Annotated in this window: 16 protein-coding genes; 12 read left to right on the top strand and 4 right to left on the bottom strand. The window is 63.7% G+C overall.

Annotation, left to right across the window (positions count from 1 at the left end):
• Window positions 1-3: 3 nt before the first annotated feature.
• The 9 genes from murD (at window position 4) to lpxC (ending at window position 10,436) form a co-directional block, all read left to right on the top strand.
• Entirely contained in the window at window positions 4-1,350 is a 1,347-nt protein-coding gene (gene murD, locus IFU31_RS18025; RefSeq protein WP_192104030.1) for a UDP-N-acetylmuramoyl-L-alanine--D-glutamate ligase, read from the top strand.
• Window positions 1,347-2,561, top strand: a complete 1,215-nt coding sequence (gene ftsW, locus IFU31_RS18020) for a putative lipid II flippase FtsW (protein ID WP_122479466.1) — start codon at window positions 1,347-1,349, stop codon at window positions 2,559-2,561. The genes murD and ftsW overlap by 4 nt, the downstream gene beginning before the upstream one ends.
• Entirely contained in the window at window positions 2,551-3,627 is a 1,077-nt protein-coding gene (murG, locus tag IFU31_RS18015; protein ID WP_192104028.1) for an undecaprenyldiphospho-muramoylpentapeptide beta-N-acetylglucosaminyltransferase, read from the top strand. The genes ftsW and murG overlap by 11 nt, the downstream gene beginning before the upstream one ends.
• Complete coding sequence (gene murC / locus IFU31_RS18010; RefSeq protein ID WP_122713415.1) at window positions 3,620-5,065, top strand: UDP-N-acetylmuramate--L-alanine ligase; 1,446 nt, start codon at window positions 3,620-3,622, stop codon at window positions 5,063-5,065. Before murG ends, murC begins: the two co-directional genes overlap by 8 nt.
• On the top strand, window positions 5,062-6,021 hold the full coding sequence (locus tag IFU31_RS18005) for a D-alanine--D-alanine ligase (RefSeq protein ID WP_192053610.1): 960 nt from the start codon (window positions 5,062-5,064) through the stop codon (window positions 6,019-6,021). The genes murC and IFU31_RS18005 overlap by 4 nt, the downstream gene beginning before the upstream one ends.
• Window positions 6,022-6,025: 4 nt before the next feature.
• Window positions 6,026-6,895, top strand: a complete 870-nt coding sequence (locus IFU31_RS18000) for a cell division protein FtsQ/DivIB (protein WP_122479462.1) — start codon at window positions 6,026-6,028, stop codon at window positions 6,893-6,895.
• A 14-nt stretch (window positions 6,896-6,909) separates the two neighbouring features.
• Entirely contained in the window at window positions 6,910-8,166 is a 1,257-nt protein-coding gene (gene ftsA / locus IFU31_RS17995) for a cell division protein FtsA (RefSeq protein ID WP_122479461.1), read from the top strand.
• A 52-nt stretch (window positions 8,167-8,218) separates the two neighbouring features.
• Entirely contained in the window at window positions 8,219-9,412 is a 1,194-nt protein-coding gene (gene ftsZ, locus IFU31_RS17990; protein ID WP_049860625.1) for a cell division protein FtsZ, read from the top strand.
• A 112-nt stretch (window positions 9,413-9,524) separates the two neighbouring features.
• Window positions 9,525-10,436, top strand: coding sequence for a UDP-3-O-acyl-N-acetylglucosamine deacetylase (gene lpxC / locus IFU31_RS17985; RefSeq protein WP_043186858.1), 912 nt, complete (start codon window positions 9,525-9,527; stop codon window positions 10,434-10,436).
• 96 nt (window positions 10,437-10,532) lie between these two features.
• Here the strand turns inward: lpxC and IFU31_RS17980 are convergent, their stop codons facing one another.
• Window positions 10,533-10,988 (bottom strand): DUF721 domain-containing protein, encoded by a 456-nt coding sequence (locus IFU31_RS17980; protein ID WP_122479460.1) that lies wholly within the window; start codon window positions 10,986-10,988, stop codon window positions 10,533-10,535.
• 308 nt (window positions 10,989-11,296) lie between these two features.
• On the opposite strand from IFU31_RS17980, the gene secA reads away from it, so the two are divergent.
• The 3 genes from secA to IFU31_RS17965 all read left to right on the top strand — a co-directional run bounded on the left by secA (window position 11,297) and on the right by IFU31_RS17965 (window position 16,494).
• Window positions 11,297-14,038: a preprotein translocase subunit SecA gene (gene secA, locus IFU31_RS17975; protein WP_192104027.1), complete on the top strand. Its 2,742-nt coding sequence runs from the start codon at window positions 11,297-11,299 to the stop codon at window positions 14,036-14,038.
• A 226-nt stretch (window positions 14,039-14,264) separates the two neighbouring features.
• Complete coding sequence (gene argJ, locus IFU31_RS17970; protein ID WP_185794028.1) at window positions 14,265-15,482, top strand: bifunctional glutamate N-acetyltransferase/amino-acid acetyltransferase ArgJ; 1,218 nt, start codon at window positions 14,265-14,267, stop codon at window positions 15,480-15,482.
• Between the two features lie 67 nt (window positions 15,483-15,549).
• Window positions 15,550-16,494: a Nudix family hydrolase gene (locus tag IFU31_RS17965; RefSeq protein ID WP_192104025.1), complete on the top strand. Its 945-nt coding sequence runs from the start codon at window positions 15,550-15,552 to the stop codon at window positions 16,492-16,494.
• 97 nt (window positions 16,495-16,591) lie between these two features.
• On the opposite strand, the gene IFU31_RS17960 is transcribed toward IFU31_RS17965, so the two are convergent.
• From IFU31_RS17960 to IFU31_RS17950, 3 genes are all read right to left on the bottom strand, one after another.
• On the bottom strand, window positions 16,592-17,152 hold the full coding sequence (locus IFU31_RS17960; protein WP_192104022.1) for a cob(I)yrinic acid a,c-diamide adenosyltransferase: 561 nt from the start codon (window positions 17,150-17,152) through the stop codon (window positions 16,592-16,594).
• A gap of 2 nt (window positions 17,153-17,154) precedes the next feature.
• Window positions 17,155-19,170 (bottom strand): ATP-binding protein, encoded by a 2,016-nt coding sequence (locus IFU31_RS17955; RefSeq protein ID WP_192104020.1) that lies wholly within the window; start codon window positions 19,168-19,170, stop codon window positions 17,155-17,157.
• A 278-nt stretch (window positions 19,171-19,448) separates the two neighbouring features.
• Window positions 19,449-20,426: a putative 2-dehydropantoate 2-reductase gene (locus IFU31_RS17950; protein ID WP_192104018.1), complete on the bottom strand. Its 978-nt coding sequence runs from the start codon at window positions 20,424-20,426 to the stop codon at window positions 19,449-19,451.
• Window positions 20,427-20,468: the final 42 nt, after the last annotated feature.

Below are 20,468 nucleotides of genomic sequence, written 5' to 3'. Positions count from 1 at the left end.
CGAGTGTCTCTGATCGCTTCTTCCCACTTCCGCATCGTTGTCGGCCTCGGCAAGAGCGGCATGTCGCTGGTGCGCTTCCTGGCGCGCCAGGGCGTGGCGTTTGCCGTGGCCGACACGCGAGCAGCGCCGCCGGAACTGGCGACGCTACAGCGTGACTATCCCCAGGTGGAAGTGCGTTGCGGCGAGCTGGACGTGGAGTTCCTGTGCCGCGCCGACGAGCTCTACGTGAGCCCCGGCCTGGCGCTGGCGACCCCCGCCCTGCAACAGGCGGCGGCGCGCGGCGTGCACCTGTCCGGCGACATCGACCTGTTCGCCCGGCATGCCAAGGCGCCGATCGTGGCGATCACCGGCTCCAATGCCAAGAGCACCGTGACCACCCTGGTTGGCGAGATGGCGGTTGCGGCTGGCAAGCGCGTGGCCGTGGGCGGCAACCTCGGCGAGCCGGCGCTCGATCTGCTCGCTGACGACGTCGAGTTGTACGTGCTGGAGTTGTCGAGCTTCCAGCTGGAAACCACCCATCAGCTCAATGCCGAAGTGGCCACAGTGCTCAACGTCAGTGAAGACCACATGGATCGCTACAGCGGCCTGCCGTCCTATCACCTGGCCAAGCACCGGATTTTCCGTGGCGCGCGCAAGTTCGTCTTCAATCGTCAGGACGCCATGAGCCGGCCGCTGATCGGCGAAGGCATGCCGTGCTGGACCTTCGGCTTGAACAAGCCGGACTTCAAGGCCTTCGGCCTGCGCGAGGAAGACGGGCAGAAGTACCTGGCCTACGAGTTCGAGAACCTGATGCCGGTCAGCGCGCTCAAGGTGCGTGGCGCGCACAACCAGGCCAATGCCCTGGCCGCGCTCGCTCTGGGACACGCGGCAGGTCTGCCGTTCGACGCCATGCTGGCCAGCCTGCGTGAATTCACCGGGCTGACGCACCGTTGCCAGTGGCTGCGCGAGCGCGATGGCGTGGCCTGGTACGACGACTCCAAGGCCACCAACGTCGGCGCTGCCATTGCCGCCATCGAAGGCCTGGGCGCCGATATCGACGGCCAGTTGGTGCTGATCGCCGGTGGCGACGGCAAGGGCGCCGATTTCACCGCGCTGGGCAAGCCCATCCAGCGTCACTGCCGGGCACTGGTGCTGTTGGGCCGCGATGCCCCGCGCATCGCCGCCGTGGCCGGGCCGGGCGTTCCACAAGTTACCGTTGCCTCGATCGAGGAAGCGGTTCAGCAGTGTGCCGAACTGGCGCAGCCCGGCGATGCCGTGTTGCTGTCACCGGCCTGCGCGAGTCTGGACATGTTCAAGAATTACGAAGAACGCGGGCGGCGGTTCGCCCAGGCAGTGGAGGGCCTGTCATGATCTTTGGTGTCATCAAGCCATTTCCCTCGCCGCTGATCAGTGGCCGCGGGATCGACATCGACTTCGCCATGCTCGCGGGCTGCCTGGCATTGCTCGGCCTGGGCCTGGTGATGATCACCTCGGCCTCTTCGGAAGTAGCTGCGGTCAACTCGGGCAATTCGCTGTCGATGATGATCCGGCATCTGGTCTACCTGGTGATCGGTATCGGTACCTGCATCGTCACCATGATGGTGCCCATCGCCACCTGGCAGCGCCTGGGCGGTACGCTGCTGATCGCCGCCTTCGGCTTGCTGGTGATGGTGCTGTTGCCCGGCATTGGCCGCGAAGTGAACGGTTCGATGCGCTGGATCGGCTTCGGCATGTTCAACGTGCAGCCTTCGGAAATCGCCAAGGTGTTCGTGGTGATCTTCCTGGCGGGCTATCTGGTGCGTCGCCAGCAGGAAGTCCGCGACAGCTGGATGGGCTTCTTCAAGCCGTTCTTCGTTTTGTTGCCGATGGCCGGGCTGCTGCTGATGGAGCCGGACTTCGGCGCCACGGTGGTGATGATGGGCGCAGCGGCGGCGATGCTGTTCCTCGGTGGGGTGGGCCTGTTCCGCTTCGCCTTGATGGTGGCTCTGGCGGTCGGTGCGGTGTTCGTGCTGGTCCAGGCGCAGCCGTACCGCATGGCGCGGCTGATCACCTTCACCGACCCGTGGAGCGACCAGTTCGGCTCGGGCTATCAATTGACCCAGGCACTGATCGCCTTTGGCCGTGGCCAGTGGTTCGGTGTCGGCCTGGGCAACAGCGTGCAGAAGCAGTTCTACCTGCCCGAAGCGCACACCGACTTCGTGTTCTCGGTACTGGCCGAGGAGCTGGGGGTGATCGGTTCACTGTGCACCGTGGCCTTGTTCGTGTTCGTCTGTATCCGCGGCATGTACATCGGTTACTGGGCCGAGCGGGCCAAACAGTATTTCGCCGCGTACGTGGCCTATGGGCTGTCGTTCCTGTGGATCGGCCAGTTCCTGATCAACATTGGCGTGAACGTCGGCCTGCTGCCGACCAAGGGTCTGACCTTGCCGTTTCTCAGCTACGGCGGCAGTTCGCTGGTGATCTGCTGCGCCTGTCTGGGGCTGCTGCTGCGCATCGAATGGGAAAGCCGTTCGCACCTGGGCAGCGAAGAGGTGGAATTCAGCGAGAGCGATTTCGCCGAGGAGACGCCCCATGGCCGGTAAAGGCAATGTGCTGATCATGGCGGGCGGTACCGGGGGCCATGTGTTCCCGGCGCTGGCCTGCGCACGGGAATTCCAGGCGCGCGGTTTCAGCGTGCACTGGCTGGGCACGCCGCGCGGGATCGAGAACGAGCTGGTGCCTGCCAATGGCCTGCCACTGCACCTGATCGATGTCAGCGGTGTGCGCGGCAAGAGCCGGCTGGCTCTGCTCAAGGCGCCGTTCGCCATTTGCAAGGCCGTGTTCCAGGCGCGCCGCATCATCGCCCGGCTGCAGCCGGTGTGCGTGGTCGGCTTCGGTGGTTACCTGACCGGGCCCGGTGGCGTCGCCGCGCGGCTGGCCGGCGTGCCGGTGATCGTGCACGAGCAGAATGCCGTGGCCGGTACCGCCAATCGCCTATTGGTGCCTTTCGCCAGTCGGGTCTGCGAAGCTTTCCCCGACACCTTCGCCGCCTCGGCCAAGCGTCGTACCACCGGCAACCCGGTGCGTACCGAGCTGTTCATGGAAACCCCGCGTCAGGCACTCATCGGTCGCCAACCGCGTCTGCTGGTACTGGGTGGCAGCCTGGGCGCCGAGCCGCTGAACAAGCTGCTGCCCGAAGCCCTGGCTCAGGTGCCTGCGCGCTACCGCCCCGAGGTGTTCCACCAGGCCGGCAAGCAACACGATGAAATCACCGCCGAGCGTTATCGCACCGCCGGTGTCGAGGCGCAGGTCGCGCCGTTCATCAAGGACATGGCCCAGGCGTATGGCTGGGCCGACCTGGTGGTGTGTCGCGCGGGTGCGTTGACCATCAGCGAATTGGCGGCCGCCGGCCTGCCGTCGTTGCTGGTGCCGTTGCCCCACGCGATCGACGACCACCAGACTCGCAATGCCGATTATCTGGCTCGCGAAGGCGCTGCCTTCCTGATGCCACAAGCGACAACCGGCGCGGCACAGCTTGCCGAGCGCCTGAAAGAGGTTTTGATGCAACCCGAAAAACTCCTGAGCATGGCGAGCACTGCCCGCCGCCTGGCCAAACCCGATGCCACGCGCAATGTGGTCGACGTCTGCCTGGAGGTGGCCCATGGTTGAGAACCAGAGAGCCATTCCGCAACCGGAAATGCGCCGTATCCGTCGTATCCACTTCGTCGGTATCGGTGGTGTGGGCATGTGCGGCATCGCCGAGGTGCTGTTGAACCTGGGCTACGATGTGTCCGGTTCCGACCTCAAGGCTTCGCCGGTGACCGAGCGACTGACGTCGTTCGGCGCGCAGATTTTCATCGGCCACCGTGCCGAGAACGCCGCCAGCGCCGACGTGCTGGTGGTGTCGAGTGCGGTCAACACCAGCAACCCGGAAGTCGCCACCGCGCTGGAGCGGCGGATTCCAGTGGTGCCGCGTGCCGAGATGCTGGCCGAGCTGATGCGCTACCGGCATGGCATTGCCGTGGCCGGCACCCATGGCAAGACCACCACCACCAGCCTGATCGCCTCGGTGTTCGCGGCCGGTGGCCTGGACCCGACATTCGTCATCGGCGGCCGGCTCAACGCGGCCGGCACCAATGCCCAGTTGGGCACCAGCCGCTACCTGATCGCCGAGGCCGACGAGTCGGACGCCAGCTTCCTGCACCTGCAGCCGCTGGTGGCCGTCGTCACCAACATCGACGCCGATCACATGGCGACCTACGGCAACGACTTCAACGTTCTGAAGAAGACCTTCGTCGAGTTCCTGCACAACCTGCCGTTCTACGGATTGGCCGTGGTGTGCCTGGATGACCCGGTCGTGCGCGAGATCCTCCCGCAGATCGCGCGGCCGACCTTGACCTACGGCATCAGCGAAGAGGCCGACGTGCGTGCCATCAACGTGCGCCAGCAGGGCATGCTGACCCACTTCACGGTGCTGCGCCGCGACCGCGAGCCGCTCAACGTGTCGGTCAACATGCCGGGCAACCACAACGTGCTCAACGCCCTGGCGACGATTGCCATTGCCACCGATGAAGGCATCAGCGACAGCGCCATCGTCCAGGGCCTCTCCGGCTTCCAGGGCGTGGGTCGACGTTTCCAGGTGTATGGCGAATTGCCGGTCGAAGGCGGCAGCGTGATGCTGGTCGACGACTACGGTCATCACCCCCGCGAAGTGGCGGCAGTGATCAGTGCCGTGCGCGGTGGCTGGCCCGATAAACGTCTGGTGATGGTATATCAGCCGCACCGTTTCAGCCGCACGCGTGACCTGTACGACGATTTCGTACAGGTGCTTGCCGACGCCAATGTGCTGCTGCTGATGGAGGTCTACCCGGCCGGCGAAGAACCCATCCCCGGCGCCGACAGCCGTCAGCTGTGCCACAGCATCCGCCAGCGCGGCCAGTTGGACCCTATCTACATCGAACGCGGCGTCGAGCTGGCGCCACTGGTCAAGCCGCTGCTGCGCGCAGGCGACATCCTGCTGTGCCAGGGTGCCGGTGACATCGGCGGGCTTGCCCCGCAGTTGCTCAAAAGCCCGCTGTTCGCGCAGGCCTCGGAGAAATCGCAATGAACATTCTGGATTCCAACACCCTGCGCTCGCAGATCATGCCCAGTGACTTCGGTCGCGTGGCCGTGCTCTACGGCGGCAAGAGCGCCGAGCGCGAGGTGTCGCTGAAGTCGGGCGCCGCGTGCCTGCAGGCCTTGCAGAGCGCCGGGGTAGACGCGTTCGGCATCGACGTTGGCGACGATCTGCTGGCCCGCCTGCAGGCGGAGAAGATCGACCGTGCGTTCATCATCCTCCATGGCCGCGGCGGCGAAGACGGCAGCATGCAAGGGTTGCTCGAGTGCTTGGGCATCCCCTACACCGGCAGCGGCATCCTTGCCAGCGCCTTGGCGATGGACAAATTGCGCACCAAGCAGGTGTGGCAGAGCCTCGGCCTGCCGACCCCGTCGCACGCCGTGCTGGCCAGCGAGCAGGATTGTATTTTTGCCGCTGGGGAACTGGGCTTCCCTTTGATCGTCAAACCCGCCCATGAAGGTTCAAGCATCGGGATGGCCAAGGTGAACAGCGTCGACGAACTGGTCGTCGCCTGGAAAGCCGCCAGCACCTACGATTCGCAAGTGCTGGTCGAACAATGGGTCCACGGCCCCGAGTTCACCGTCGCGACGCTGCGTGGCCAGATGCTGCCTGCGATTGCGCTGGGCACGCCCCACACGTTCTACGACTACGACGCCAAGTACGTCGCCAACGATACCCAGTACCGCATCCCCTGCGGCCTTGCTCCCGCCAAGGAACAGGAACTCACCGAACTCTGCGCCCGCGCCTGCGATGCCATCGGCATCCAGGGTTGGGGGCGTGTGGATGTGATGCAGGACCAGCAGGGCCGTTTCTGGCTGCTGGAAGTCAACACCGCTCCAGGCATGACCGATCACAGCCTGGTGCCCATGGCGGCGAACGCGGCTGGCCTGGATTTCCAGCAGTTGGTGCTGGCGATTCTGGCCGCCAGTTGCAAGGCGCGAGGTTAAGACCATGCACGGCCCAATGATTCGCCATCAGTCACCCGCCATCGGCCGCAACAAGCCGGTGCCGCGTGGCGCCAGCCGTATGGTGGCCAAGGAGCCACTGTCGGTGCGCCTGCCCAAGGCCAATTTCAGCATCTTCAGGAAGCTGATGTGGCCGGTGCTGTTGGTGGGTCTGGGCTTTGGCACCTACGAGGGTGCCCAGTACCTGATGCCCTACGCCGATCGCCCGATCACCAAGGTGTCGGTACAAGGCGACCTGGCCTACATCAACCAGCAGTCGGTGCAGGAGCGCATCCAGCCTTATGTCGGCATGACGTTCTTCAGCATCGACCTGACCCGCATGCGCACCGAGCTGGAAACCATGCCCTGGATCGCCCATGCCGAAGTGCGTCGGGTCTGGCCTGACCAGGTGGTGATCCGCCTGGAAGAGCAACTGCCGGTCGCGCGCTGGGGCAACGAGTCGCTGCTCAACAATCAGGGCCAGGCGTTCGCGCCTCGCGAACTGGGCAACTACGAACACTTGCCGCAGTTGTTCGGCCCGGTACGGGCCCAACAGCAGGTGATGCAGCAATACCAGGTGCTGAGTCAGATGTTGCGTCCACTGGGCTATTCGGTTGCCCGGCTGGAACTGACCGAACGCGGCAGCTGGTTTCTCACCACAGGCGCAGGAAGCGCCGGCCCGGGCATCGAGTTGTTGCTGGGACGTGACCACTTGCTGGAAAAAATGCGCCGCTTTATCGCCATTTACGACAAGACACTCAAAGACCAGATCACGAATATCGCGCGTATCGACCTGCGCTATGCCAACGGCCTGGCCGTGGGCTGGCGTGAACCGAGCGCCCCGACTGCGGACAAGCCCGCCGTCGCGAAGAATTGACAAGAGGCAGGACCATGGCAAACGTTCAAAGCGGCAAAATGATCGTCGGGCTGGACATCGGCACCTCCAAGGTGGTGGCGCTGGTGGGCGAGGTGGCAGCCGACGGTACGCTGGACATCGTCGGGATCGGTACCCACCCCTCGCGCGGCCTGAAGAAGGGCGTGGTGGTGAACATCGAGTCGACCGTGGCGTCGATCCAGCGCGCGGTCGAGGAAGCCCAGCTGATGGCCGGTTGCCGCATTCACTCGGCGTTCGTCGGCGTCGCCGGTAACCACATCCGCAGCCTGAACTCCCATGGTATCGTGGCCATTCGCGACCGCGAGGTCAGCACCGCTGACCTGGAGCGGGTTCTGGACGCGGCCCAGGCCGTGGCGATTCCCGCCGACCAGCGCGTATTGCACACCCTGCCGCAGGACTATGTGATCGACAACCAGGAAGGCGTGCGCGAGCCTCTGGGCATGTCCGGCGTGCGTCTGGAAGCCAAGGTCCATGTGGTCACCTGCGCCGTCAACGCTGCGCAGAACATCGAGAAGTGCGTGCGCCGCTGCGGCCTGGAAATCGACGACATCATTCTCGAGCAGCTGGCATCGGCCTATTCGGTGCTGACCGATGACGAGAAAGAGCTGGGTGTCTGCCTGGTCGACATCGGCGGCGGCACCACTGATATCGCCATCTTCACCGAAGGCGCCATTCGCCACACCGCGGTCATTCCCATCGCGGGCGATCAGGTCACCAACGACATCGCCATGGCCCTGCGCACACCGACGCAGTACGCCGAAGAAATCAAGATCCGTTACGCCTGCGCCCTGGCCAAGCTGGCCGGCGCCGGCGAAACCATCAAGGTACCCAGTGTCGGCGACCGTCCTCCGCGCGAGCTGTCGCGCCAGGCGCTGGCCGAAGTCGTCGAGCCACGCTACGACGAGCTGTTCACCCTGATTCAGGCCGAGCTGCGTCGCAGCGGCTACGAAGACCTCATCCCGGCCGGCATCGTGCTGACCGGTGGTACGGCAAAAATGGAAGGCGCGGTCGAGCTGGCCGAAGAAATCTTCCACATGCCGGTGCGCCTGGGCGTACCGCATAGCGTGCGGGGGCTGAGCGACGTCATCAGCAACCCGATCTATTCCACCGGCGTGGGCTTGCTGATGTATGGCCTGCAGAAACAGTCCGATGGCTTGAACCTGTCAGGTATCAGCAACAGCGGCAATTACAGCGATGACACCAAGGCTCCGGTGCTGGAACGGCTGAAGCGTTGGGTGCAAGGCAATTTCTGATTCAAAACGGCAGTAGCGGTAGGCGCACACAAATAGAGAAAGGAGAGGGCACATGTTCGAACTCGTAGACAACATCCCGCAAAGCCCGGTAATCAAGGTTATCGGTGTCGGCGGTGGCGGCGGCAACGCCGTCAACCACATGGTCAAGAGCAACATCGAAGGCGTTGAATTTATCTGCGCCAACACCGATGCTCAGGCACTCAAGAACATCGGCGCGCGCACCATCCTGCAGCTGGGCACGGGCGTGACCAAGGGCCTGGGCGCAGGCGCCAACCCTGAAGTCGGCCGTCAGGCCGCGATGGAAGACCGCGAGCGTATCGCCGAAGTGCTGCAAGGCACCAACATGGTCTTCATCACCACCGGCATGGGCGGCGGTACCGGTACCGGTGCTGCGCCGATCATCGCCGAAGTGGCCAAGGAAATGGGCATCCTGACCGTTGCGGTCGTGACCCGTCCGTTCCCGTTCGAAGGCCGCAAGCGCATGCAGATCGCCGACGAAGGCATTCGCATGCTGTCCGAAAGCGTCGACTCGTTGATCACCATTCCCAACGAGAAGCTGCTGACCATCCTGGGCAAGGACGCCAGCCTGCTGTCGGCGTTCGCCAAGGCCGACGACGTGCTGGCCGGTGCTGTTCGCGGTATTTCCGACATCATCAAGCGTCCGGGCATGATCAACGTCGACTTCGCCGACGTGCGTACCGTGATGAGCGAAATGGGCATGGCGATGATGGGTACTGGTTGCGCCAGTGGTCCCAACCGCGCACGCGAGGCCACCGAAGCGGCCATTCGCAACCCGCTGCTCGAAGACGTCAACCTGCAGGGCGCTCGCGGCATTCTGGTCAACATCACCGCGGGTCCCGATCTGTCGCTGGGTGAATACTCCGACGTGGGTAGCATCATCGAAGCGTTCGCCTCCGACCACGCGATGGTCAAGGTCGGCACCGTCATCGACCCGGACATGCGCGACGAACTGCACGTGACCGTCGTGGCCACCGGCCTGGGCGCGAAGATCGAGAAGCCTGTGAAGGTCATCGACAACACCATGCAGACCGCAGCGCAGACGCCTCCACCGTCGCAGCAGCCGGCTCGCCAGGACGCACCGTCGGTGAACTACCGCGATCTGGATCGTCCGACCGTGATGCGCAACCAGGCCCACGCCGGTGCTGCCGCCGCGGCCAAGCTGAACCCACAGGATGACCTGGATTATCTGGACATCCCGGCCTTCCTGCGTCGTCAGGCCGATTGATGCAATTTATCAGGGGTATTAGGGTGATTGGTGTTCAGCAAAGGTTGGGTCTGCTATCATCGCCAGCCTTTGTTGATACCAGTTCGCAATTTGCGCTGAAGCGGCCAATGCCATGATTAAACAACGCACCCTGAAGAATATTATCCGTGCCACAGGCGTCGGTCTGCACTCCGGTGAGAAGGTCTACCTGACTTTGAAGCCTGCGCCCGTGGATACCGGCATCGTGTTCTGCCGTGTCGACCTTGACCCGGTCGTGCAGATTCCTGCACGCGCCCACAATGTCGGCGCCACCACGATGTCCACCACTTTGGTCAATGGCGATGTCAAGGTCGATACCGTAGAGCATCTACTGTCGGCCATGGCGGGCCTGGGAATCGATAACGCCTACGTCGAGCTCTCCGCGTCCGAAGTGCCGATCATGGATGGCAGCGCCGGACCCTTCGTATTCCTGATTCAATCGGCTGGCCTGGAAGAACAGGACGCGCCGAAGAAATTCATCCGCATCCTGCGTGAAGTGACAGTGACGGAGGGCGACAAGCGCGCCACTTTCCTGCCTTTCGAAGGTTTCAAGGTGAGCTTCGAGATAGATTTCGATCATCCTGTCTTCAAGGACCGCACCCAGAGTGCCAGTGTCGACTTCTCCAGCACGTCCTTCGTGAAGGAAGTCAGTCGCGCCCGCACCTTTGGTTTCATGAGCGACCTTGAGTACCTGCGCAAGCACAATCGTGCACTGGGCGGCAGCGTCGAGAACGCTATCGTGGTGGACGAGGCAGGCGTCATGAACGAGGACGGTCTTCGCTACGAAGACGAGTTCGTCAAGCACAAGATCCTCGATGCAATCGGCGATCTCTATCAGCTGGGTAACAGCCTGATTGGCGAATTCCGTGGCTACAAGTCGGGCCACGCACTGAACAACCAGCTTCTGCGTCGTCTGCTCGAGCAGGACGATGCGTGGGAAGTGGTCACGTTCGAAGATGCCAGTACGGTACCGATCTCCTACATGCGGCCAGCTGCGTTGGGTTGATACAACCTCTCTTTTCTGGTTACACATTTATAGGCCACCCATTGGGTGGCTTTTTTTTGCGTGGCGTTCAGGGTACCCAGGGCATTGCCGGTGGGTTCAGCGCACGCGTTTGGCGTGGGCTGCCAGGCGCTCAAGCGCGGCGCGCAGATTCGGATCGCTGATGCCGTCGGCGGTGGCCTGAATGTTCTCGCCCGCGCCGATGGACAGATCGATGCTGCGCTCTCCGGCCTTGCTCTGCACCGTGGGCGGCTGCACCTTGAACAGGATACGGGTCAGGCTGCCGAATTCCTCCAGGGCCTGCAGGTCGCGCTGCAGTCGCTTTTGCTGATAGCGCAGGCGCGTGGCCCAGTGGCCGTCGGTGACGATCAGCAACAGGCTGCCTTCGCGCCACGAGGCAACGTAGCAATGCTCGCGCGCCGCAGGCTGCAGCTGGCTCTCGAGCAGGCGCTGCAGGTGCGACAGGCGCTGGGCATGGCTGAACAAGGCCTTGAGCGGCTTGGCTTCGCGCAGCAGCACCGCTGGAGCCCGGGCGGGCAGGGGCCGAAAGACCATGGAGATACACCTGAGGTTACAGAGTCGGCATGTTAACAGAATCCCTTGTCGTCACCGTTTTACGTGGGTACACCGGCGGGCCTGTGAACGTTCGAATAGATGACATCTGCACCCTGCGGGTTGAAGTTGTCGAAAAAGCCCTTATTGTAAAACCGCCCCGTCACAACGCTGTGCCAGCATCGTGGACATCGCGCCACTTTCCTCTCCATCGTTTCCGGGTAGAATGCTCGTTCGCATGCGGCCATGAGGGCTGCACGGGCGACTCACGGGGCCGCCCTCCATCCCTATGTGTGGAAGATCCTGCCAATATGTTTGCGCCTTTGTTAAAGAAACTTTTTGGAAGCAAGAACGAGCGTGAAGTACGACGCATGCTCAAGACGGTACAAGCCGTCAATGCCTTCGAAGAGCAGATGGTGGCCCTTTCGGACGAGCAGCTGCGCGCCAAGACCGCAGAGTTCAAGGCCCGCCTGGCAAAAGGCGAGACCCTCGACCAGCTGCTGCCCGAAGCCTTCGCCGTGTGCCGCGAAGCCGGCAAGCGCGTCATGGGCATGCGGCACTTCGATGTCCAGCTGATCGGCGGCCTCACCCTGCACGAAGGCATGATCGCCGAAATGCGTACGGGTGAAGGCAAGACCCTGGTGGCAACCCTGGGTGTGTACCTCAATGCGCTGTCCGGCAAGGGCGTGCATGTGGTCACGGTCAACGACTACCTGGCCCGTCGCGACGCCAACTGGATGCGTCCGCTGTACGAGTACCTGGGCCTGACCGTGGGCGTGGTCACGCCGTTCGCGCCGCCGGACGAGAAGCGTCTGGCCTACGCCGCCGACATCACCTACGGCACCAACAACGAATTCGGTTTCGACTATCTGCGCGACAACATGGCGTTCAGCATGGAAGAGAAATTCCAGCGTGAGCTGAATTTCGCCGTGATCGACGAAGTCGACTCCATCCTCATCGACGAAGCCCGCACGCCGCTGATCATTTCCGGTCAGGCCGAGGACAGCTCCAAGCTGTACACCGAAATCAACCGCCTGATTCCGCAACTCGAGCAGCACATCGAGGAAGTGGAAGGCCAGGTCACCAAGGAAGGCCACTACAGCATCGACGAGAAGACCCGCCAGGTCGAACTCAACGAAGCCGGCCACCAGTACATCGAGGAAATGCTCACCCGCGCCGGTCTGCTGGCCGAGGGCGAGAGCCTTTATTCGGCGCACAACCTGGGCCTGCTGACCCACGTGTATGCCGGCCTGCGTGCGCACAAGCTGTTCAACCGCAACGTCGAGTACATCGTCCAGGACGGCCAGATCCTGCTGGTCGACGAGCACACCGGTCGTACCATGCCGGGCCGTCGCCTGTCCGAGGGCCTGCACCAGGCCATCGAGGCCAAGGAAAACCTGAACATTCAGGCCGAGAGCCAGACGCTCGCCTCGACCACGTTCCAGAACTACTTCCGCCTGTACAACAAACTGTCGGGCATGACCGGTACGGCCGATACCGAGGCGTTCGAATTCGCCCAGATCTATCAGCTCAACGTGATGGTCATTCCGCCGAACAAGCCGCTCGCGCGCAAGGACTTCAACGACTTGGTGTACCTGACTGCGGACGAGAAATACGCCGCCATCGTCACCGACATCAAGGAAAGCATGGCCCAGGGCCGGCCGGTGCTGGTGGGTACTGCCACCATCGAAACCTCCGAGCACATGTCGCGCCTGCTCAACCAGGAAGGCATCGAGCACAAGGTGCTCAACGCCAAGTTCCACGAGAAGGAAGCCGAGATCATCGCGCAGGCCGGTCGTCCGGGTGCGCTGACCATTGCCACCAACATGGCTGGCCGTGGTACCGACATTCTTCTGGGCGGCAACTGGGAGGTCGAAGTGGCTTCCCTCGAGGACCCGTCGCCGGAGCAGATTGCCCAGATCAAGGCCGACTGGCAGAAGCGTCACCAGCAGGTGCTCGAATCCGGTGGCCTGCATGTGATCGCCTCCGAGCGTCACGAATCACGCCGTATCGACAATCAGTTGCGTGGCCGTGCCGGTCGCCAGGGTGATGCCGGTTCCAGCCGCTTCTACCTGTCGCTGGAAGACAGCCTGATGCGCATCTTCGCGTCCGACCGGGTGAAGAACTTCATGAAGGCGCTGGGCATGCAGTCCGGTGAAGCCATCGAACATCGCATGGTGACCAACGCCATCGAGAAGGCCCAGCGCAAGGTCGAAGGCCGCAACTTCGACATCCGCAAGCAATTGCTCGAATTCGACGATGTCGCCAACGAGCAGCGCAAGGTCATCTACCACATGCGCAACAGTCTGCTGGCGTCCGACAACGTCGGTGACACCATTGCCGACTTCCGCCAGGAAGTGCTGGGCCAGCTGTTCGCCCAGCACATTCCGCCACAGTCGCTGCCCGAGCAGTGGGACGTGGCCGGTCTGGAAGCGGCGCTGCAGGCCGATTTCGGTGTGAGCCTGCCGATCCAGCAGTGGCTGGACGCCGACGACAAGCTCTACGAAGAAACGCTGCGCGAGAAAGTCATGGCCGAGCTGCTGGCGGCCTACACCGAGAAGGAAGACCAGGCCAGCGCCGATGCGTTGCGCACCTTCGAGAAGCAGATCCTGCTGCGCGTGCTCGACGACCTGTGGAAAGATCACCTGTCGACCATGGACCACCTGCGTCACGGTATCCACCTGCGCGGCTACGCCCAGAAGAACCCGAAGCAGGAATACAAGCGCGAGTCGTTCAGCCTGTTCCAGGAGCTGCTGGATTCGATCAAGCGCGACACCATCCGTGTGCTTTCCCACGTTCAGGTGCGCCGCGAAGATCCGGTCGAGGAAGAGGCGCGCCTGCGTCGCGATGCCGAGGAGCTGGCTGCGCGCATGCAGTTCGAACACGCTCCTGCGCCAGGCCTGGATCAGCCTGAAGCCTTGGCGGAGGACGCCGAAGTGATTGCCGCCACAGTGTCGGAGCCGGTGCGCAATGACCAGAAACTGGGCCGCAACGAGCTGTGCTGGTGTGGTTCAGGCAAGAAATTCAAGCATTGCCACGGCAAGATCGACTGATTGCCGCACGTTGCTTCAAGCAATAGCACGCCGCGACTGACGCCGGCTCCCCGTAGGAGCGGTCAGTGGCCGCGAAAAGTACGACACGGTCTGGCAGGTATACCGCGTCGTCTGTTTCGCGGCCGCTGACCGCTCCTGCGGTGGATTTCGGTGATCCGATCGCGGCGTTCGTCCATTCAATGGCGGCGTCGACGCTACGCCGTACAGTCTTCAAAGGAGTGCTCACATGGCTGTTGGTCTTGGTCCACTGCCCACGCTGCATGCGGTTCCCGGTTTCGAGCTGGGCATCTCCAGCGCCGGCATCAAACGCCCCGGCCGCAAGGACGTGGTGGTCATGCGCTGCGCCGAGGGTTCCAGCGTCGCTGGCGTGTTCACCCTGAATGCGTTCTGTGCGGCACCGGTCATCGTCTCCCGGCAGCGCGTGGGCGGCGCTGTGCGTTACCTGCTGACCAACACCGGCAATGCCAACGCCGGTACCGGTGAGCCCGGCCTGGCTGCCGCCGAGCGCACCACGGCGCGGCTCGCCGAATTGGCCGGGGTGGACGCCAGCGCCGTGCTGCCGTTTTCCACCGGAGTGATCGGCGAGCCTCTGCCCGTGGAGAAGATCGAAGGGGCCCTGCAGGCCGCTCTCGACGACCTGTCGGTGGACAACTGGGCCGCCGCGGCCACTGGCATCATGACCACCGATACCCTGCCCAAAGGCGCCAGCCGCCAGTTCCAGCACGACGGCGTGACGGTCACCGTGACCGGGATCAGCAAGGGTGCGGGCATGATCCGGCCAAACATGGCGACCATGCTTGGCTACATTGCCACCGACGCCAAGGTCGCGCCCCACGTACTGCAGGATCTGCTGCGCGACGGCGCCAACAAGTCGTTCAACCGCATCACCATCGACGGCGACACGTCGACCAACGACTGCTGCATGCTGGTGGCTACCGGGCAGGCGGCATTGCCGGAGGTCGGCGAGGCCAGCGGCCCGTTGTTCGCGGCGCTGAAGCAGGCGGTCTTCGAAGTGTGCATGGAAGTGGCCCAGGCCATCGTGCGCGACGGTGAAGGGGCAACCAAGTTCGTCACCGTCCAGGTCAACGGCGGCAGCAACCACCAGGAATGCCTGGATGTGGCCTACACCGTGGCTCACTCGCCGCTGATCAAAACCGCCTTGTTCGCCTCCGATCCGAACTGGGGGCGCATCCTGGCGGCCGTCGGCCGTGCAGGCGTGCCGGAACTGGATGTCAGCAAGATCGATGTGTTCCTGGGCGAGGTGTGCATCGCCAGTCGTGGCGCGCGTGCGGCCACCTATACCGAGGAGCAGGGTTCGGCGGTGATGGCGCAGGCAGAAATCGGCATTCGTATCGAGCTGGGCCGCGGCGATTGCAGCGAGACCATCTGGACCACCGACCTGTCCCATGAATATGTGAAGATCAACGCCGAATACCGTACCTGACGGTCAGGCCCGGGTGTGCTCCATGGTGCACCTGGGCGTTGGTAGCTCAGTGCGGCCTGGAGAATGCGTGAAACGAGTGCATGTAGCCGCCGCGGTGATCCGTGGCGCAGATAACCGTATCTTGATTGCCCGCCGTGCCGATGCCCAGCACCAGGGCGGTTTATGGGAGTTTCCCGGCGGCAAGGTCGAGGCCGGCGAGACGGTGCAGACGGCGCTGGCGCGGGAGCTGCGCGAAGAACTGGGGATCGAGGTCGGCCAGGCGCGGCAATTGATCAAGGTGCATCACGACTATACCGACAAGCAGGTGCTGCTGGATGTCTGGGAAGTGACCGAGTTCACTGGCCAGCCGCACGGCGTCGAAGGTCAACCCGTGGCGTGGGTCAAGGCCCGCGAGTTGCCGGGCTACGAGTTTCCGGCAGCCAATCGTCCCATCGTCGCGGCAGCGAGCCTGCCCGGTGAATATCTCATCACTCCGGATGGGCTCGATAACCCGACCTTGTTGCGCGGGATGCAGAAGGCGATTGCCGGTGGCATCAAGCTGCTGCAACTGCGTGCACCCAATGGCTACGATCCGCAGTACCGCGACCTGGCGGTGGACGCAGTGGGGTTGTGCGCCGGCAAGGCCCAGTTGATGCTCAAGGGGCCGCTGGAATGGCTGGGTGATTTCCCTTCGGCCGGTTGGCACCTGACGTCGGCGCAGTTGCGCAAGTACGCCAGCAAGGGCCGGCCGTTTCCTCAGGAGCGTTGGCTGGCGGCCTCTTGTCACGACGCCGAGGAGCTGGCGCTGGCGCGGCAGATGGGTGTGGATTTCGTCACGCTGTCGCCGGTGCAACCGACCCTTACTCATCCCGATGCCCAGCCGATAGGGTGGGATCGGGCGCGTGGTTTGATCGAGGGCTTCAACCAGCCGGTGTTTCTGCTGGGCGGGCTCGGTCCGCAGGATCAGCCGAAGGCCTGGGAAATTGGCGCGCAGGGCGTTGCAGGCATCCGCGCGTTCTGGCCAACCCTGTAGCCGCCCTTGGCCCCTGTAGCAGCGGCGCAAGCCGCGTCAGCGGTCCCTCAAGATCCATTGCCTGACGCGGTACTGGCAACCTGCGGCCTGCGCCCTCTCACGGCTTGGCAGGCTGCCAAAGAATCTCGGCAATAGCCTGGCGTCGAGCGATGATCCGCGCCGCCACGAACAGCAGGTCCGAAAGCCGATTGATGTACGCCAGGCTCACCGCTGACAAAGGCTCCACGGCATTGAGCTGCTGACAGCGACGCTCGGCACTGCGTGCCAGGCTGCGACAGACATGGGCCTGGGCGATCAGCATCGAACCGCCTGGCAGGATGAAATTCTCCAACGCGCCGACTTCGTCGTTCCAGGTATCGATGGCCGTTTCCAGGCGCTGCACTTCGCCAGCATCGAGTGCCTGGTACGCGGGCATGGCCAACTCACCACCCAGATCGAACAGCCGATGCTGGCAGGGCGCAAGCACCTCGTACACCTCGTTCAAGCGCGGATCTTCCGTCAATCCCGCCAGCAGCACGCCCAACTGGCTGTTCAAGGTGTCCACTTCGCCAATAGCCTCGACTCGCGGATGGTCCTTGGGCACCCGACGTCCATCGCCAAGCCCGGTTTCGCCCTGGTCGCCGGTACGCGTGTAAATCTTCGTCAGGCGAAAGCCCATGCTCATGTCTCCGTGGTGGTGAGGGGCAGCGGATTGCCGGCCAACGGCAGGCGCAGGGTGAAGCAGGTGCCCTGGCCAGGGCTGGATTGCACTTCCATCTGGCCCTTGTGGTTGTTGGTGATGATGAAGTAGGACACCGACAGGCCCAGGCCGGTGCCCTGGCCAATCTCCTTGGTGGTGAAGAAGGGCTCGAACGTACGCTTGCGCACGCTTTCGGGCATGCCCACGCCGTTGTCCTCGACCTGGATTTCCGCCCACGGCGGGCTCAGCCGGGTGCGCAGGATGATGCGACCCGGCTCGTGCTCGTCGTTGCGCTGGTGAATGGCCTGCGCCGCGTTTTTCAGCAGGTTGAGCAGCACTTGCTCCAGCTCGTTGGCCGTGCCCGGTACCGGGCCAAGCGCCGGGTCGAACTGGCGCACGATGTTTTGTCCCTTGAAGTCGAAACCGATCGCCAGATCGAAGTCGTTGCCGGCGATCTCCACCGCCTGGTCGATCAGGGCGGGCAGGTCGCACGGCGCCATTTCCCGCGTGCTGCGGCGGCTGAAGCTGAGCATGTGGGTGACGATCTTGGCCGCCCGTGCACCGGCCTGCTGAATGCCGTCGAGCAGCTGCGGGATTTCGCGCCCTTGCAGGTAGGCGTTCACTGCTGCCAGATCGACACCCGCATCGCTGGCCTGTTCGAGGTTCTTCGGCAGGTCGGCCGAAAGGCGGCGCCTGACGTTCTGCACGTTGTGCAGGATCGCGCCCAGGGGGTTGTTGATTTCGTGGGCCATGCCGGCGGCCAGCCCCCCCACCGAGAGCATCTTTTCCGACTGCACCATCATCTCTTCCAGGGACAGGCGCTGGGTGATGTCGTCGATGCGAATCACCACGCCGCGGCCGGCACCGCCCATCAGCGGATAGAAGGTCAGCGCGTAATGGTGTGGGGTGTCGTCCTTGACCCACGTGACCCGCTCGATCTTGGCCACCGTGTGCTGTTCGACCGTGGTCTTGAGCTGCGGCAGGAACGGTTTGAGCGGGGCGAATGCAAGAAAGATCGGTTGATTGAGCGCCTCGTCCAGCGGAGTTCCGGAAAGTGCGCTGGCTTCCTGATTCCACTGGGTGACGTACAGCTGCTCGTCGAGGGCAATGAGTGCCGAAGGCATGGAGTCGATGATGCTGTTGAGGTAGTTCTGAAAGCCGGTGAGTTTCTTCTCGATCTTGCTGCGCACCTGGACTTCGAGTTCGAGCTTGCGGTTGGTGTGGCGAGCTTCTTCGGCCAGCCCCTGGGCTTGGTCGTAGGCGGCCTGGGACTCGTCGCGGGCACGCTTGAGTTGCTGTTCGCGGGCCTCGATGCGTGAAAGCATGGTGTTGAACGCTTCCGCCAGGCTGCCGATCTCGTCGTGGTTGCCGCGGCCGGCGCGCAAGGCGTAGTTTTCTTCGCGGGTGACCTGGCGCGACAGCTCTTCGAGGCGATAGATGGGTTGGGTGATCAAGCGCTTGATCTGCCGGGCGATGATCATCCACAACAGCACGCTGAACACCAGGATGCCCAGGCTGGCAGTCAGGGTGCCGGTGTAGAACGCCACGGGCAGTTCGCTGCTGGCCACCAGCAGCAGATGGCCGGCACTGGGCAGAGGCACTAACTGGGTGCTGCGGAATTCGGTGGAGCGCCAGGCTTCGATGCTGGCGAAGCGGGCCGGCATCTTCAGCCGGTCGCCGTGCTGCAACTGGGCCAGGCGCTCGCCCTGGGCGTCGTAGATGGCGGCGGCGCGCAACGGGGAATAGCTGTTGAGCTCTTCGAGCAGCGCTTCGGCGTCCTGTGGCGAGCGTACCGCCCGCTGCGCAAGGCCAGGGTTGGCCAGCAGTCGGCCGATGGTCTGCAAGGCCTGGGGCGCCATGCTTTCCTGGGAAATCCAGTAGGCGGCACTGATGAACGTCAGGTTGGCGACCAGCAGGACCGTGGTCAACAGCACCAGCAGGGCAGCCAGCAGTTTCTGGCCAACCGGCAGGTTTTCGAGTCTCTGGCGCAAGGGCATTGGCGGGTCGCTTCCACGGCAGGGCAGAGCGCCAGTGTAGCAAACCTGTTTTGCAAATCCCGCAGTTCGCCTGATACACCGCGGCGCCTGTTTCGCGGCCGATGACCGCTCCTACGCAGATCGTGCGTCCCGCCGTAGGAGCGGCCAGTGGCCGCGAAGAGCGCGCTGCGGTATGCCTGATTCACCGCGCGGCTGTTTCGCGGCCACGGACCGCTCCTACGGAGATCGTGCGTCCCTCCGTAGGAGCGGCCAGTGGCCGCGAAGAGCGCGCTGCGGTCTCAGGTCTTGTTCAAGGCCCGCACCAGCCGCGCCTGCAGCGCTTGCAGATGTGGCACCTCGCAGTGCCGCTCCAGCGCGGCTTTGCAGGCGTAGCCCAGCAGATAGTCGATTTCGGTGCGCCGACCCTGGTCGACGTCCTGGTACATCGAAGAGTAATTGGCAGCGGTCGCCTGGATAACCCGTCGTACTTCCTCGTGCAGCCCCTGGGCCGCGTCCACCTGCCCGCACGCGCCCAGCAGCTGTGCCAGCTCGGCGCAAAGAATGGCCACTTCGTCGTGATGGTCCGCCAACGCGCCATTGCGACAGCCGTACAGCACGGTCAGCGGGTTGATCGCGCAGTTGAGCGCCAGCTTGCGCCACAGGCGCGAATGGATACTGGGTGTCCAGTGATGAGCGATGCCGGCACGCTCCAGGTCGGCCAGCAAGGCTGCAGGGTGGGTGGGGCAGGCCGGGTCGGCATCGCCCAGCCAGGTAAAGCCCTGCCCGGCGAAAACCGCCTGGAAATCGGCGGCACGGTAGGCGCCTTCGGTGGTCGAGGCATAGATACAGCGCGCCTGCGGCAGCATTTCGGCCACCGCCTGCTGACTGCCCATGCCATTCTGCAGAAGGATCACTTCGGCACCGGGTGCCAGCCGCGGGGCGACACTGGCAATGGCCGCTTGCGCATCGTAGGCCTTGCAGGTCAGCAACAGGCGGGTGATCGCGCCCTCGGCGGCCACGTCGGTGGCCGGCAGGCAGTGAACGCTGGCCTCGCCGCTTTCGATCAAGCGCAAGCCACCGGCTGCGCGGTAGGCCTGCAGGCGCGCGGCATTGCGCAATAACAGTTGCACCTGCAAGCCCGCGCGGGCCAGGCGGCACGCCCACAACGTACCCAGGCTGCCTGCGCCCAACACATGCCAGGATCGGGCTGCCGGCGGTTCTGCGACGACCAGCGCTGGTTCGTCGGCGGCCGCATTGCTTGGGGGGAGGTTGCGCATATCAGGCTCGTGTGGAAAGTGATGACCCATGCCTGAATTCAA

Source organism: Pseudomonas sp. CFBP 13602, assembly GCF_014842725.1.
GTDB lineage: Bacteria > Pseudomonadota > Gammaproteobacteria > Pseudomonadales > Pseudomonadaceae > Aquipseudomonas > Aquipseudomonas baltica.
Note: the sequence above shows the minus strand (reverse complement) of the source record. Positions and strands in the feature narration are given on the sequence as shown.